General features: G+C 64.0%; 15 protein-coding genes and 1 tRNA gene. 6 read left to right on the forward strand and 10 right to left on the reverse strand.

All coding sequences use genetic code 11. The features are described from left to right. The first annotated feature begins 46 nt into the window (after positions 1-46). From M2267_RS02395 to M2267_RS02405, 3 genes are all read left to right on the forward strand, one after another. Positions 47-1,144 carry a 2'-deoxycytidine 5'-triphosphate deaminase gene (locus M2267_RS02395; protein WP_043622376.1) on the forward strand — a complete coding sequence of 366 codons (1,098 nt, stop codon included), beginning with the start codon at positions 47-49 and terminating at the stop codon, positions 1,142-1,144. Between the two features lie 81 nt (positions 1,145-1,225). Next, a tRNA-Gly gene (locus M2267_RS02400) sits at positions 1,226-1,300 on the forward strand. Between the two features lie 138 nt (positions 1,301-1,438). Beyond that, the gene (locus tag M2267_RS02405) at positions 1,439-2,272 is read left to right on the forward strand and encodes a transporter substrate-binding domain-containing protein (RefSeq protein ID WP_429112246.1); all 834 of its coding nucleotides are present in this window, start codon (positions 1,439-1,441) and stop codon (positions 2,270-2,272) included. 34 nt (positions 2,273-2,306) lie between these two features. Here M2267_RS02405 and M2267_RS02410 read toward each other — a convergent pair whose 3' ends face one another. The 3 genes from M2267_RS02410 to M2267_RS02420 all read right to left on the reverse strand — a co-directional run bounded on the left by M2267_RS02410 (position 2,307) and on the right by M2267_RS02420 (position 4,346). Continuing rightward, complete coding sequence (locus M2267_RS02410; RefSeq protein WP_429112248.1) at positions 2,307-2,717, reverse strand: tellurite resistance TerB family protein; 411 nt, start codon at positions 2,715-2,717, stop codon at positions 2,307-2,309. Between the two features lie 128 nt (positions 2,718-2,845). Beyond that, positions 2,846-3,679, reverse strand: a complete 834-nt coding sequence (locus M2267_RS02415; protein WP_429112250.1) for a thermonuclease family protein — start codon at positions 3,677-3,679, stop codon at positions 2,846-2,848. A gap of 13 nt (positions 3,680-3,692) precedes the next feature. Beyond that, positions 3,693-4,346, reverse strand: a complete 654-nt coding sequence (locus M2267_RS02420; RefSeq protein ID WP_429112252.1) for a S24 family peptidase — start codon at positions 4,344-4,346, stop codon at positions 3,693-3,695. Between the two features lie 186 nt (positions 4,347-4,532). Between M2267_RS02420 and M2267_RS02425 the strand changes: the two genes are divergently transcribed. Then, positions 4,533-5,615 (forward strand): calcium:proton antiporter, encoded by a 1,083-nt coding sequence (locus M2267_RS02425; RefSeq protein ID WP_429112253.1) that lies wholly within the window; start codon positions 4,533-4,535, stop codon positions 5,613-5,615. 18 nt (positions 5,616-5,633) lie between these two features. Here M2267_RS02425 and M2267_RS02430 read toward each other — a convergent pair whose 3' ends face one another. Next, positions 5,634-6,143 carry a winged helix-turn-helix transcriptional regulator gene (locus tag M2267_RS02430; protein WP_043622393.1) on the reverse strand — a complete coding sequence of 170 codons (510 nt, stop codon included), beginning with the start codon at positions 6,141-6,143 and terminating at the stop codon, positions 5,634-5,636. Between the two features lie 133 nt (positions 6,144-6,276). Here M2267_RS02430 and M2267_RS02435 point away from each other — a divergent pair, with 133 nt between their 5' ends. Further along, positions 6,277-6,741 (forward strand): SRPBCC family protein, encoded by a 465-nt coding sequence (locus M2267_RS02435; protein WP_429112255.1) that lies wholly within the window; start codon positions 6,277-6,279, stop codon positions 6,739-6,741. 67 nt (positions 6,742-6,808) lie between these two features. Here M2267_RS02435 and M2267_RS02440 read toward each other — a convergent pair whose 3' ends face one another. Continuing rightward, positions 6,809-7,390, reverse strand: a complete 582-nt coding sequence (locus M2267_RS02440) for a LysE family translocator (RefSeq protein ID WP_043622397.1) — start codon at positions 7,388-7,390, stop codon at positions 6,809-6,811. A gap of 219 nt (positions 7,391-7,609) precedes the next feature. Here M2267_RS02440 and M2267_RS02445 point away from each other — a divergent pair, with 219 nt between their 5' ends. After that, positions 7,610-8,494 (forward strand): DMT family transporter, encoded by an 885-nt coding sequence (locus M2267_RS02445; protein WP_043622443.1) that lies wholly within the window; start codon positions 7,610-7,612, stop codon positions 8,492-8,494. A 22-nt stretch (positions 8,495-8,516) separates the two neighbouring features. On the opposite strand, the gene M2267_RS02450 is transcribed toward M2267_RS02445, so the two are convergent. The 5 genes from M2267_RS02450 to M2267_RS02470 all read right to left on the reverse strand — a co-directional run bounded on the left by M2267_RS02450 (position 8,517) and on the right by M2267_RS02470 (position 13,867). Further along, complete coding sequence (locus M2267_RS02450; RefSeq protein WP_043622399.1) at positions 8,517-9,350, reverse strand: methyltransferase domain-containing protein; 834 nt, start codon at positions 9,348-9,350, stop codon at positions 8,517-8,519. A gap of 73 nt (positions 9,351-9,423) precedes the next feature. After that, a complete protein-coding gene (locus M2267_RS02455; protein ID WP_052201998.1) occupies positions 9,424-9,852 on the reverse strand; it encodes a GNAT family N-acetyltransferase in 429 nt (142 codons plus the stop codon). Between the two features lie 162 nt (positions 9,853-10,014). Then, positions 10,015-12,231 carry an FAD-dependent oxidoreductase gene (locus tag M2267_RS02460; protein WP_429112256.1) on the reverse strand — a complete coding sequence of 739 codons (2,217 nt, stop codon included), beginning with the start codon at positions 12,229-12,231 and terminating at the stop codon, positions 10,015-10,017. 11 nt (positions 12,232-12,242) lie between these two features. Next, on the reverse strand, positions 12,243-12,647 hold the full coding sequence (locus M2267_RS02465; protein WP_192447927.1) for a YbaY family lipoprotein: 405 nt from the start codon (positions 12,645-12,647) through the stop codon (positions 12,243-12,245). Between the two features lie 11 nt (positions 12,648-12,658). Next, positions 12,659-13,867 (reverse strand): acetyl-CoA C-acetyltransferase, encoded by a 1,209-nt coding sequence (locus tag M2267_RS02470; protein WP_429112258.1) that lies wholly within the window; start codon positions 13,865-13,867, stop codon positions 12,659-12,661. Between the last annotated feature and the right edge of the window lie 61 nt (positions 13,868-13,928).

Here is a 13,928-nt window from a genome sequence, read left to right on the forward strand (position 1 = left end):
AATTCCCGGAGTTTGGTTTTGTCTCGCAACTGAAAAGAGGACTGCAATGGGCCGCGACACTGGGATTTTGGCCGATCGCGCGATCGCCGCGCTGTTCGAATCGGGACGCTTGAAGAGCGAGAAGCCGCTGGATGACGATCAGATCCAGCCGGCAAGCCTCGACCTGCGCCTCGGCGCCAAGGCTTTTCGCGTCCGCGCGAGCTTCATGCCGGGTCCATCTCATCTCGTTGCCGACAAGCTCGACCGGCTGAAGCTGCACGTGGTCGACCTGACCGAGGGTGCGGTGCTGGAGACCGGCTGCGTCTACATCGTTCCGCTGATGGAAAGCCTGGCGCTGCCCAAGGGCATGTCGGCCTCGGCCAACCCGAAGAGCTCGACCGGCCGCCTCGACATCTTCACCCGCGTCATCACCGACCGCGCCCAGGAATTCGACAAGATCCCGGCCGGCTACAGCGGTCCGCTCTATCTCGAAATCAGCCCGCGCACCTTCCCGATCGTCGTGCGCCGCGGCTCGCGCCTGTCGCAGATCCGCTTCCGCATGGGCCAATCGATCCTGTCGGAGCAGGAATTGCAGGCGCTGCATGATAGCGACGTGCTGGTGGCGAGCGACAAGCCGAATGTCAGCGGCGGCGGTATCGCGCTGTCGATCGATCTGAAGGGTACCGGGCCCGAAGGCCTGATCGGCTATCGCGGCAAGCACCACACGGCGGTTATCGACGTCGACAAGAAGGCGCAGCACGCGATCTTCGATTTCTGGGAGCCGCTCTACAGCCGCGGCCGCGACGAACTGATCCTCGACCCGGATGAGTTCTACATTCTCGTCTCGCGCGAGGCCGTGCATGTGCCACCGCTTTATGCGGCCGAGATGACGCCGTTCGATCCGTTGGTTGGCGAATTCCGCGTGCATTACGCCGGTTTCTTCGATCCGGGGTTCGGCCATGCCTCTGCTGGCGGCACGGGCAGCCGTGCGGTGCTGGAAGTGCGCAGCCACGAGGTGCCGTTCATCCTCGAACACGGCCAGATCGTCGGCCGCCTGATTTACGAACACATGCTGGAACGCCCGGATGGTCTCTACGGCCTCGGTGTCGGATCCAACTACCAGGCGCAGGGCCTGAAACTCTCGAAGCATTTCCGCGCCGAGTAGGGGATTTCGAAGCGACCCTGGCGCGATCCGGCGCAAGGGTGCTTGACAGATCGCCCCGGTTCGGGAAATTTCGCAGGCGCCGCGGGTGTAGTTCAGCGGTAGAACGCCAGCTTCCCAAGCTGGATGTCGTCGGTTCGATCCCGATCACCCGCTCCATTCCTTCTGACCGCTCATTGCCTCGATGGCATAAGGCCTATGGCCAGTTGCGCCGTGGACGGCTAACCTGGGATGGGATGAATCATCCGCGGTTCTAAGGGCCGCATCTGACACACGAGACGTGCCGGCCCGCTGCCCATGAAGCTTTTCTCCCTGTTCGCCCTTTGTGCGTCCTTGATCGCAACGCCGCTTGCGGCTCAGCCCAAGGACCTGCCGCTCCTTTTCGATGCGCGCGAACGCATCGCCAAGCCGGACCTCACGGGCCTCGCGCGCCTGCGTTTTTTGACGACGGTGGACTTTCCGCCGTTCAACTTCATCGACCAGTCGGGCAAGCTTTCGGGATTTCATGTGGATCTCGTGCGCGAGATCTGCCGCGAGCTCGACATCGAAGCCAAGTGCCAGATCCAGGCGGTGACCTATGCGGAGCTGCTGCCGGCGCTGGAAGAGGGGCAGGGCGAGGCGGTGGCCGCCGGCGTCGCCGTCGGTCCGGAACTGCGCCAGCGCTTCGGCTTTTCGCGCGCCTTCATGCGGCTTCCGGCACGGTTCGCGGTCAACACCAAGGCGGCGGGCGCAGTGGCCGCGCCGAAGGATCTGAAGGGCAAGCCGGTCGGTGTCGTCGCCGGAACCACGCATGAGGCGATGTTCAAGGCGTTCTTCCCGAAGATCGAGGCCAAGGTCTTTCCCGACCGCGAGGCGATGCTGACGGCGCTGCAGAAGGGCGATGTGCCGGCGGTGTTTTCCGACGGCATGCAGCTTTCCTTCTGGATCTCTGGCAGCGCTGCCGGCGGTTGCTGCGCGCTCGTCGATGGCGCCTACTTCTCACAGCGCTTCCTCGGCGAAGGCCTGACGATCATGAACCGCAAGTCGGAGCCGGCGCTGACCCAGGCGATCGATCACGCGCTGCTGGCGTTGTCGCGCAGCGGGCGGTTGGAGGAAATCTACCTGCGCTATTTCCCCAACGGCATCTACTGAGCTTCAGGGCTTCCCGGCGCGATCGTCGGCCGGCCTATCGGCGGAAGCGGGCAAGCGCGCCGCGCTCGATGGCGGCGCAGGTCAGTTTGTCGAGGCCAAGCCGGTCGCGCAGCAGCTGCAGCAGGCGGATTTCTTCGTTGCGGATGCGCTGGTCGGCGGCCGCGATCTCGACGGCGAGCGCGTAGGCCGTCTCGTGGAACTTCTCCGGCAACGCTTCGCGCACGATCTCGAGCATGATGTCGAGCCCCTCGGGCGCCGCCAGCTGTGCCGAACATTCATGGCCGATATGGACGAGGCTATCTTCGTCGAAGCCTTCGAACACGGGCAGGAACTGGACCAGCCGGCCGATGCGGGCAAACTCGTCGTTGCTCATCTCGCGGTCGACCGCCGACATCATCACCATGACATAAACGAGAGCTTCGTGGTGGCTGAGGCTTGGCAGCATGGGGCTTTCCGGCGGTAGGGCAATTCCAGAGAGAGGGTGGTTCCTGATCCGGAGTTGCGTCGTTTCAAAGAGTCGGGCCGTCTGTTGCTTTCGGCAGACGGTCGAGAGCTGGGAATTGTCGCGGCTGTTTACAAGTCTGGCTGCGAGGCGTCCACTCCGAGGCCGAGGGTCGGATCGTCGAAGGTCATCGGCGTTTGGCTGAGGTCGCGCGGATCGTCACCGTAAAAACCGAGCTTTGCCTGGCGTGCCGCGTCGGCGCGTTTTTCGAGGGAGGAGCCCGCGACCGGTGTCGCCCAGCCATTGTCGACGAGCCAGGTGGCGAGATCCTGCCCGCCAAGCGTGCAGGAGGCGGTGGCCGAAGAGCCGGGACCTGCTTCGGGCAGATCGCAGCTGACCGCACGTGCGCGCAGGAAGTTTCTAAAGGCGGTTCGCGCGACGATGCCGCAGGGCCAGCTCTTGCCGCCGCTCTCGCAGGTCCGCTCCGCCTGCTCCGGCTCGATGCCGTCGATCTGCAGGGTCAGCTTGTCGAACTGGATCACGCCGGCTGCAACCGCGACCGGACGATAGAGCACGGTCGGCCCGGCGGCCTTCGCTTCCTTCTTCGGCTCCGACAGCGGCGCGCGCGGTTCCACCCGCTCGAGCGGCGCGCTTGTGACGGTGTCGGGCAGGCCGAACTGCTGGGGCTCGATGGCGCGCGCGGCCTTTTCCGTCGTGGTGGTGCCCTGCGGTTGTTCGCCGGTCTTCGTCGCGCCGCCGGAGGGCGCGCCGGGGTCGAGCGGGACCTCGTCGTCGGCCTGATCCGGCGTCGCCTCGAAATCGGTCATGTCGGGCGTTTCGAGAACGAGTTCCGGCGTGGCGGCGGTCTCGCGGTCGCGGATGGCGACGGCGCCCGCATAGAGGATGCCGGTGAAAAGGGCGATTGCGGCGATGCCGCCGGCATGGGTGTACAAATGCTGCCGCATCAGGAAGGACGTCCTATTGGCTGGCCCAGATGATCCGGGCGATCCATTCGATCTGGCTGGTCTCGAAGCTGCGGTTCGGATGCTCGGGATTGAGCGACAGAAGTTCGATCACACGCGGCGTCTGGCGCGTGAGCACCTTTGCCATGACCTCTCCCTCCTGCGTCTTCACCACGACGCGATCGCCACGCCGGATCGGCGCGCCGGGGTCGACGATCAGGATGTCGCCGTCGCGGTAGAGCGGCAGCATGCTGTCTCCCTGTACCCCGAGTGCATAGGTGCCGCTGCGCTTTTCCGCATCCGTGGGAAAATCGATGACGTCCCAGCCCTGACCGGCGGGAAAGCCGCCGTCGTCGAAGTAGCCGCCGGCACCCGCCTGGGCAAAGCCGATCAGCGGGATCGTGGCAGCGGCCACAGGATCTGAAGGCGCTGTGGCCCCGTCCGGCTGCAGCAGGCTTGTGAACTGGTCCATGGTGGCGCCAGTCGCCTCCAGCACCTTGGCGATCGATTCCGTCGAGGGCCAGCGCTCCCGCCCGTCGGCGGAGCGACGCTTGGACTTGTTGAAGGAGGTCGGGTCGAGGCCGGCACGGCGCGCGAGACCGGAAGGCGAGAGCTGGTGGCGCTCGGCCAGGGTGTCGATAGCGTGCCAGATCGTGCCGTGAGACAACATGACGAGAGATCCAGGCCGGGCAGGCGGCCACTTGCTGCTTTGGTTCCCGGCCACACTACCGAAACGCTGCAGGGCGGTAAAGAATCGGGAGGAAAATAGTCCTCGTCCCGTCATTTGCTTTGCGGGGCGTCGCCCCTATAGTTCCGGTGATGGGCAGGCAGGCTTTCGGTGGAGGGCGTTTTGTTGATGCGCATGAAAGCGGAACGCCTGCTGATCGTCGCCATGCTTGCCGCGGTCGCCGGACTTGCGCTCGAAGATCACCTGCTTGAAATGGGGCGCCTTGCAACGCTTCTCGCTGCCGGCGGCCTGGTGGTCGCGATCGTGCTTGCGTCGCTGCGGGTATCGCATCACGCCGAGGTGCTGGCGTCGAAGGTCGGCGATCCCTATGGCACGATGATCCTGACGCTCTCGGCAGTGCTCGTCGAAGTCGTCGTCCTGGCGATCATGATGACGAGCGAGACGTCTCCGACACTGGTGCGCGACACGATCTACGCGGCTGTCATGCTCGACATCAACGGCATCCTGGGGCTCGCGGCCCTCCTCGGCGGCCTGAAGCACGGCGAGCAGCCCTATAACGACGATTCCGCCCGCACCTACAGCGTGATGATCCTGACGGCGATGGGGATTTCGATGATCGTGCCGGAATTCGTGCCGGCGGCCAAATGGCATCTCTATTCGGCCTTCACCATCGGCGCGATGATCACGCTCTACGCCCTGTTCCTGCGCATGCAGGTGGGCGTGCACAGTTACTTCTTCAGCTACAGCTATCCGAAGGCGAAGGGAGAGGGGAGCGCGAGACAAGGCGATCCGGACCAACCGGTGCTGCCGTCGATCGTGATCCTCATACTCGGCATCGTGCTGATCGGCTTTCTGGCGGAAGTAATGTCGTCGCTGCTGACCTCAGGCTTGAAAGGGAGCGGTGCACCGCTCGCCGTCACGGCCATCGTCGTCGCGGCGATTTCCGCCTCCCCGGAGATCATGACCGCCATGCGCGCCGCTCTCGCCAACCGCATGCAGGCGGTCGTCAATATCGCGCTCGGCGCCTCGCTTTCGACCGTCATCCTGACGGTGCCGGTGATGGAGGCAATCGCGCTCTATACCGGCCAGCCCTTCCTGATGGCGATGTCGCCGGTTCAGACGGTGATGGTGACGATCACGCTGATCGTTGCGGCGATCAACCTCAATGACGGGCAGACCAACGCGATTGAGGGCATGACGCATTTCGTGCTGTTTGCCACCTTCGTCATGCTCTCGGCGATCGGCCTCTGAGCGGATGATGGGGGAGCGTCAGGCCGTCGCCTCTTCGCGCGCTTTCCTGGCCACCACTTCTTCATAGGCGGCCTGCAGCGTCGCGCGCACCCTGGGAGGACCGTCGAGCGGCGTCCCCAGATGGTCGTGCCGCAACTCGTCCATGAAGCGGTCCCAGAGCGCCGGGCCGCCGTTCTCCATGAGTTCGGCACGAATGCTGAGCTCTTCGCTGACCGGCAGGTAGCGTCGCCCCCAGGCGCCAAGCTGGGCCATGATCGGCACCAGTGCAATCGTCATTTCCGTCAGGCTGTAGATCGCCTTCTGCTTGTGCGTGGGGTCGTCACGCTTCGTCAGCATGCCCTGTTCGACCAGCATCTTCAGCCGGTCCGCCAGGATGTTCGAGGAGATGCCCTCCTGCGATCGCAGCAGCTCCCGGAAGTGCCGTTTGCCGCCGAAGATCATGTCGCGAATGATCAGCAGGCTCCATTTGTCGCCGAACACTTCGAGCGAAAGATTGATCGGGCAACCCGAGCGCATGTCGTCCTTCATTGGCACCTCTTTAAAACCGCTTGCATTATCGCATCACTGACGCTAACGTTCAACTGATTTCAAAATTATAGCAGTTCATATTCGAAACCAGTTAATCATAAGCCATCAGTTTCCGACCCAGAGGAGGCAAGACATGACTGACAGATCCGTGGAACATTCGAGCTTCACTATTGAGCGCAACTTCAAGGCAACACCGGTCGAGGTGTTCAGGGCGTTCTCGGAACCGGCCGCAAAGGAGCGCTGGTTCGTCAACGTCGAAGCCGGGGCGCAGATCACCCACGACTTCCGCGTCGGCGGCCGCGAAAGCGGTCGCTTCAGCGTGGACGACGGGACGACCTATTACGACGACACCATCTATCTGGATATCGTCGAGAACCGCCGGATCATCTTTGCCTATACGATGACGCAGAACGACAGGCGGATTTCCGCCTCCGTCGCCACGGTCGATATCCAGCCCGCGGGCACCGGCACGCGCCTCGTCTTTACCGAACAGGTCGCCTTCCTCGACGGGCTCGACAAGCTCGAGTACCGGCGCGGAGGCTGGGAAGAATTGATGGGCGCCTTGGCGAAGGAACTCGGCGAGGCGGTTGCCGCCTGAGACACGACCGGCTGGCCGCTTCTCGCGATCGATCCCGGAGGACACGTGCTGGTCCTCCGGGATTTTTCTAGTGCATGGCGGCAATCGCGCTACCGGCGATGCCGACAGAGAACAGCGTGAGGCAGACGGCAGCGATCCGGCGCGGCAGGTGCGAGGTCGACAGACCCTTGGACATCTGCACCAGCAGGGCGCCGGCCCCGATCCAGGCCGACCCGGCAGCGACGACCAGCAGCGAAAAGCCGGCGATCCAGGGCCAGACGGCTGCCAATCCCGTCTGCGGCAACAGCACCAGGGCGACGATCAGGGCTTTCGGATTGAGCAGCGTCGTGACGAAGACTTGTCGGATGGAGATGACAACGCCTTCGCTGCGTTCGGCATCGGTCGTCCAGAGCGCATAGGCGAGATAGAGCACCCAGCAGGCGGCAATGAACCTCAGCGCCAGGCCGAGGTTCGGATGGGCGGCGAGGAACGGGGCGAGCAGCGCGACGGCGGGAATGATCACCGCAAGATAGCCGCCGAGTTCGCCGGTCAAAAGCGGCAGCGACCGGCGGAAGCCTGCCGATGCGCCGGAAAGCCAGAGCAGCGTGTTCGTCGGACCGGGTGTCGCGAGCAGGACGAGGGCGGCAAGGGCGAAGGCGAGCGGCTGCATGTCATTGAGACCTAGGTTTCATGGTCGTTATCGCCGCCTTCTAGCAGCGGTGCAAGCGCCGGTTCTTGATCTCCATCAAGCCTGGTGCCCGATCGTGGCGCAGGCCACCCCAAGAAATCGCCACAGCGCCGCCCAGCCATGCCCCTTCCGCGCCCGCCGCCGCCGCGCTATCAGACGGGCTCCGCCGCTTCCCTTCCCGCCGGCGTGATCGAGGCTCCCATGAACAAGACCGTCCTGTCAGGCATCGTCATGACGACGTTTTCCTATTTCCTGTTTTCGCTGCAGGATGCGTCGGTCAAATGGCTGGTCGTCGGCTACTCGGTCTGGCAGATCCTGTTTACCCGCAGCATCACCATCCTGGTGCTTTGCCTCGTCATCGGCCGCGGCCAGCTGGTGCGCAATGCCATCGTGTCGCCGGTGCTCAAGCCGCTCTTCGTGCGCAATCTTTTGCTGCTTGCCGCCTGGCTTTGCTATTTCAACGCGGCGCGTGATCTCAGCCTCGCCGAAATGACGACGCTCTATTATGCCGCGCCGATCGTCGTGACGCTGTTGGCGGTGCCGATCCTGAAGGAGGACGTGCCGCCGATCCGCTGGTTCGCCGTCTTCATCGGCTTCGTCGGCGTGCTCGTCGCCTGCGATGTGCTTGGCACCGGCATGAAGCTGTCGCTGCCTGTATTCCTGGCCTTGCTTGCCGCCGTCTTCTGGGCGATCGGCACGGTGATGCTGCGCAAGACCGCACTCCACGAAACGACCTTGGTGCAGATGACGATCTCTAACGTCTTCTTCATCGGCATGACCGGAGTTGCGGTCGGTTTCTTCTGGACGCCGCCGGCGCTCTTCGACGTTGCGCTGATGGCCGGTACCGGCGTCATCGCCGGCATTGCCCAGTACGCCTTTTTCGAGGGCATGCGTCGCGCACCGATCTCGGTGATCGCACCGTTCGAATATACCTCGCTCGTCTGGGCCTTCGGTCTCGGCTTCCTGATCTGGGGCGACGTACCGGCCACCAATGTTTTCGCCGGCGCCGGACTGATCTTTGCGGCCGGCCTGCTGATCATCGTCGGCGAACGCCTGGCGCACCGGCGCCAGGGCGCAACCGCCTGAGGCCGAATGGAAGCGGAACGCTTCACGCCTTGATGACGAGGGCTTCCGGTATACGACCGGTCAACCGGAAGAACAGGTGGGACGTCACGAGCACGGTGGGGTCGGCAAGATGCCGGTCGAGGGCGGCGAGATCGTCATCCAGCTGGACTTGGCTGATGAAGCCTTCGGCAACGAGCCTGTCACGGACATTGTTGATGAAATCCCGAAGGATCGATCGGCGGTCGTGGCCGGGCGGGTAGACGTGCTCGACCGCATCGACGGAAATCGCCTCGACGCCGGCACTTCGGAACAGCCGATGCAGCCGACGGCCGATGTTGAGGTCGATGCCTCTGGCCGTGGAATAGGCGGTGTAGGCGGCCAGCAGCCGGTCCCAGGCGGCAAGCGGCGGATCGCAGATATGCGCCAGGAAATCGGCCTCGAAGCTCGCGATCCAGCCGCCGGGCCTCACCAGCGACACCATTTCGAGCACGATGAGTTCCGGCCGTGGCACGTTGACCAGTACCAGCCGCATATGGGCGCCGTCGAAGGAGCGGCGCGGTAGGCCGGTGGCATAGGCGTCGCCCTCACGCACCTCCACCTGCGGCAGCGCGTGGCCGGCAACGAAACGGCGGGCAAGCTCGACGAAATGCGGGTCGCGTTCGATGCCGAGCACCGAGCCGGTCGGCCCGACGCGCTTGCCGATGAGATGCAGCACGCCGCCGGGACCGCAACCGAGATCGACGACGCGCTCGCCCGGCTTGATGCCGACCCTTTCGAGTTGCTGGTCGGAATCGGGTGCGAGATTGGCGATTTGTCGTTTCAGGCGTGCTTCTTCGGGCCCTGCGCGCCCAAGCAGATAGAGATCAGGCTCGCTCATGGCGTGTCCCCCTCTGAAGTCGCGGAGGATGCGCCCCCGCACGGAGGGCGTCAATCAGAAGATGCTGATAAGCTTAACGCGCCCGCGATGTCATGAAGCGCCGTTCCGCGGTTTCCTCATAGATCACAAGGCCTTCGCGGCGATAGAAGGCCACTGCCGGATTGGTCGTCAGCACGCTGAGCCGCACGGGCAGGCCGATCGCTCCCGCCTCGCCAAGCACCTGCCTCAGGGCGAAAGCCCCGTAGCCACGCTTCTGATATGCGGGCGCGACATAGAGCTTGTTCACCCAGAGATGGTCCGCGCGCGGCGTCACCGAAACACAGCCGGCATCTTCGCCGTCTGCAACGATGAGGCGATGTTCATCGAGGATCAGCGCATCCGCCGGACGCGGGCGCCAACTGCCCCAGAGTGCGACGGCATAGTCGCGCATGCAGGCTTCTTCGAGCCAGTGCAGATAAGGTTCGTCGCCGGGGGCGGCGGCGCGGAATGTCGTTTTCGTCATGGGTTCGTCGTGGGTAGCGGTTCCATCCGCGTGGGCCTAGCACCAGAACTGTAACAGGGTGATGGCGGCCGGGTGAGCGTTGAGCCGGCAAGGGCCTCGAATGTGCCGTGTTCAAACGAAAACAGGCCCCGAGGGGCCTGCTTCCAATGCGATGAGCGAAGCTTACGCCGCCTGCTTCTTCTCGCCGTAGGGATCGAAGCGGCCGTAGAACGTCTCGCCGCGTTCGGCCATTTCCTTCAAGAGCGCCGTCGGCTTGAAGTGGTCGCCATAGTCCTTGGCGAGCTTTTCACACATCTTGACGAAGGCCTTTACGCCCATGCCGTCGATGTAGGAGAGCGTGCCACCGGTATAGGGCGCAAAGCCGAAGCCGAGGATCGAGCCGACGTCGGCTTCGCGCGGATCGGTGACGATGCCTTCTTCCATGGTGCGCGCCGCTTCGAGCGCGATCGTGGCGAGAAGCCGCTGCTTTAGCACCTCGACATCGATCTTGTCGGCGTTTTTCTGCGGATAGAGCGTCTTCAGCTCCGGCCACAGATACTTCTTGGCGGGCTTGGCCGGGTACTCGTAGAAGCCCTTGCCGTTCTTGCGACCGCGGCGGTCGAGATCGTCGACCATCTTGTTGATCAGCGCCAGGTGCTTGGGATCGACGGCCTTTTCGCCGAGGTCGGCGACGGTGGCCTTGAGGATCTTCTGGCTGAGGTCGATCGCCACTTCGTCGTTGAGCGACAGCGGGCCGACCGGCATGCCGGCCATCTTGGCGGCATTCTCGATCATTGCCGGCGGCACGCCTTCGATCAGCATGTCATAGGCTTCGTGGATGTAGCGGAAGACGCAGCGGTTGACGTAGAAGCCGCGCGTGTCGTTGACGACGATCGGTGTCTTCTTGATAGCGGCCACATAGTCGAGTGCCACGCCGAGTGCCCTGTCGCCGCTTTCCTTGCCGAGGATCACTTCCGTCAGCATCATCTTCTCCACCGGTGAGAAGAAATGGACGCCGATGAACTGGCTCGGGCGCTTGGAGTTCTTGGCAAGGCCGGTGATCGGCAGCGTCGAGGTGTTGGACGCAAAGATCGCGTCCTCGGCAATCACCGCTTCCACCTTCTCGATCACGTCCTTCTTGACCTGGCGATCCTCGAACACTGCTTCGACGACGAGACCGGCGGTCTTGAGATCGTTGTAGTCGGCCGACGGCGTGATGCGGGCAAGCAGCGCTTCGCCTTCTTCCTTGGTCAGGCGGCCCTTGCCGACCGAATCCTTCACCAAGCCTTCCGAATGCGCCTTGCCCTTTTCGGCCGCTTCCATGTCGCGGTCGATCAGCGTCACGGCGATGCCTGCAGCAGCCGTCACATAGGCGATCGAGGCGCCCATGAAGCCGGCGCCGACGACGCCCACATGCGTGAACTCCGACTTCGGCACGCCGGCCGGGCGGCGGGCACCCTTGCCGAGCTCCTGCATCGAGACGAACAGCGAGCGGATCATCGAGAAGGCTTCGGTCGTCTGAAGGATCTCGGTGAAGTAACGCTGCTCGATCTTGAGCGCCGTGTCGAACGGAACCTGCAGGCCCTCATAGACACACTTCAGGATCGCGACGGCGCCCGGATAGTTGCCGTAGGTCTCGCGGCGCAGAATGCCGGAAGCGGCCGGCCAGAGCTGGGCAGAGGCCGGCGTCCAGATGCCGCCGCCGGGAACCTTGTAGCCCTTTTCGTCCCAGGGCTGCACCGGCTTCAGGCCGTTCTTGATCATCGCCTTGGCAGCATCGACCAGCTTGTCGGCGTCGACGACTTCGTGCACGAGGCCCATCGCCTTGGCGCGGGCTGCCGTCAGCGACGAACCGGTCGTCATCATCTGCAACGCGTCCTGCGCGTTGGTAAGCCGCGGCACGCGCTGGGTGCCGCCGGCGCCCGGGAAGATGCCGACCTTGACTTCCGGCAGGGCGATCTTCACCGACTTGGAGTTCGAAGCGACGCGGCCGTGGCAGGCGAGGGAAAGCTCGAAGGCGCCGCCCATGCAGGTGCCGTTGATCGCCGAGACCCAGGGCTTGCCGGAGGTTTCGAGCTTGCGGAACAGGCCCGTCATGCGGCCGACCAGATCGAAGAGCTTCTGGGCGGCGTTATCCGGATCCTTCTTCTTCTCTTCCTGCTGGAAGGTGAACATCGACTTGATCATCGAGAGATCGGCGCCGCCGGAGAAGCTCGACTTGCCCGACGTGAAGACGACGCCCTTGACCGCCGCATCGGCGGTGGTCTGGTCGACGATGGCGTTCAGCTCTTCCATCACCTCCTGGGTGAAGACGTTCATCGACTTCTCGGGCATGTCCCAGGTGATGAGCGCAATGCCGTCGGCGTCGGTCTCGATCTTGAAATTGGTGTAATTCGTCATGGTTCTCCCCCTCAGTAGAGAATGGGTTCGATCTGCAGCGAGACGTTCGATCCGCCGCTGTAACGTTGCTTGCTGGTGTTGGTGGCGATCAGCCGCCCGTCGCGCTCGACACGGATGCTGAAGCCGGCGTCGACAGCCTTGTCGAGTTCGGGCTTCGGCACCTGCAGCACGAAGGGCACGCGGGTGGCCTTGCCGTCGCTGACGACGGACGTCTCGGCGATCAGCTTGGCGGCGACGTCCATCACGCCCTGCTCTTCGAGCCGGATCGTGACGGTGCCGACTGGAACCGGGCCGCTGGCGACATTGGTGATCGCACCGGTGAGCGTGAAGCTGTCGCCGCCTTCCTCCTCGTCGGAGACGCAGCCCGCGGCTGCAAGCAGCCCCAGGCCCATCAGTCCAAGAAGGGTGCGGCGCATCACGTCCATCGTCAGACCCTTTCGATGATCGTGGCCGTGCCCATGCCGGCGCCGATGCAAAGGGTGACGAGCGCGGTGTTGAGATCGCGGCGCTCCAGTTCGTCGAGCACGGTGCCGAGGATCATCGCGCCGGTCGCGCCGAGCGGATGGCCCATAGCGATCGCGCCGCCGTTGACGTTGATCTTGTCGTGCGGGATGTCGAAGGCCTGCATGTAGCGCAGGACGACGGCCGCAAAGGCTTCGTTGAGCTCGAAGAGATCGATGTCCGACAGCTTCATGTCGGCGCGCTTCAGCAGCTTCTCGGTGACGTCGACCGGGCCGGTCAGCATCAATGCCGGATCGGAGCCGATATTGGCGAAGGCGCGGATGCGGGCGCGCGGCTTCAGGCCCATGCTTTCGCCGCCGGCCTTGGAGCCGAGCAGCACGGCTGCGGCGCCGTCGACGATACCCGACGAATTGCCGGCGTGGTGCACGTAGTTGATCTTTTCGATTTCCGGATGCGCCTGGATGCCGACCGCTTCGAAGCCGCCCATTTCACCCGGCATCTGGAAGGACGGGTTGAGCGAGGCGAGCGCCTGCATGTCGGTGCCCGGACGCATGTGTTCGTCGCGGTCGAGGATGGTCAGGCCGTTCTGGTCCTTGAAGGGAACGACGGACTTCTTGAAGTAGCCGTTTTCCCATGCATGCGCTGCGCGCTTCTGGCTTTCGACGGCATAGGCGTCGACGTCGTCGCGGCTGAAGCCGTACTTGGTGGCGATCAGGTCGGCCGAAACGCCCTGCGGCATGAAGAAGGCCGGCAGGTTGACCGAGGGGTCCATGAACCAGGCGCCGCCGGACATGCCGAGGCCGACGCGCGACATCGATTCAACGCCGCCGGCAATGACGATGTCGTCGGCGCCTTGGGCGATCTTCGCCGCGCCGAAGTTGACGGCGTCGAGGCCGGAAGCGCAGAAGCGCGAGATCTGCATGCCCGGTGCACGGGTCGAATAGCCGGCTTCGAAGGCGGCAGCCTTCGGGATCACCGCGCCCGCGTCCATCACCGGATCGACGCAACCCATGATGATGTCGTCGACGGTCGACGTGTCGAGGTCGTTGCGGTCACGCACCGCTTCCAGCATCTTGGCGGCCAGCCGAACGGACGGCACTTCGTGCAGCGATCCGTCCTTCTTGCCACGGCCGCGCGGCGTGCGCACGTGGTCGTAAACGAAGACTTTCGTCATGTTTCATCTCCCTTTCGGCAGCACCCGCTGGTGCCGCCCGTCAAACATGTTAGATCGCTTC

The organism is Ensifer sp. KUDG1 (assembly GCF_050434285.1).
Lineage (GTDB): Bacteria > Pseudomonadota > Alphaproteobacteria > Rhizobiales > Rhizobiaceae > Ensifer.

Excerpts from the sequence above, each read along its gene's own strand:
- M2267_RS02430 (WP_043622393.1), bottom strand. The coding sequence starts at position 6,143 with ATGAAGGACGACATGCGCTCGGGTTGCCCGATCAATCTTTCGCTCGAA.
- M2267_RS02465 (WP_192447927.1), bottom strand. The coding sequence starts at position 12,647 with ATGCGCCGCACCCTTCTTGGACTGATGGGCCTGGGGCTGCTTGCAGCC.
- M2267_RS02420 (WP_429112252.1), bottom strand. The coding sequence starts at position 4,346 with ATGTTGTCTCACGGCACGATCTGGCACGCTATCGACACCCTGGCCGAG.
- M2267_RS02435 (WP_429112255.1), top strand. The coding sequence starts at position 6,277 with ATGACTGACAGATCCGTGGAACATTCGAGCTTCACTATTGAGCGCAAC.
- M2267_RS02460 (WP_429112256.1), bottom strand. The coding sequence starts at position 12,231 with ATGACGAATTACACCAATTTCAAGATCGAGACCGACGCCGACGGCATT.
- M2267_RS02440 (WP_043622397.1), bottom strand. The coding sequence starts at position 7,390 with ATGCAGCCGCTCGCCTTCGCCCTTGCCGCCCTCGTCCTGCTCGCGACA.
- M2267_RS02415 (WP_429112250.1), bottom strand. The coding sequence starts at position 3,679 with ATGCGGCAGCATTTGTACACCCATGCCGGCGGCATCGCCGCAATCGCC.
- M2267_RS02405 (WP_429112246.1), top strand. The coding sequence starts at position 1,439 with ATGAAGCTTTTCTCCCTGTTCGCCCTTTGTGCGTCCTTGATCGCAACG.
- M2267_RS02395 (WP_043622376.1), top strand. The coding sequence starts at position 47 with ATGGGCCGCGACACTGGGATTTTGGCCGATCGCGCGATCGCCGCGCTG.
- M2267_RS02445 (WP_043622443.1), top strand. The coding sequence starts at position 7,610 with ATGAACAAGACCGTCCTGTCAGGCATCGTCATGACGACGTTTTCCTAT.
- M2267_RS02410 (WP_429112248.1), bottom strand. The coding sequence starts at position 2,717 with ATGCTGCCAAGCCTCAGCCACCACGAAGCTCTCGTTTATGTCATGGTG.
- M2267_RS02455 (WP_052201998.1), bottom strand. The coding sequence starts at position 9,852 with ATGACGAAAACGACATTCCGCGCCGCCGCCCCCGGCGACGAACCTTAT.
- M2267_RS02425 (WP_429112253.1), top strand. The coding sequence starts at position 4,533 with ATGCGCATGAAAGCGGAACGCCTGCTGATCGTCGCCATGCTTGCCGCG.
- M2267_RS02450 (WP_043622399.1), bottom strand. The coding sequence starts at position 9,350 with ATGAGCGAGCCTGATCTCTATCTGCTTGGGCGCGCAGGGCCCGAAGAA.
- M2267_RS02470 (WP_429112258.1), bottom strand. The coding sequence starts at position 13,867 with ATGACGAAAGTCTTCGTTTACGACCACGTGCGCACGCCGCGCGGCCGT.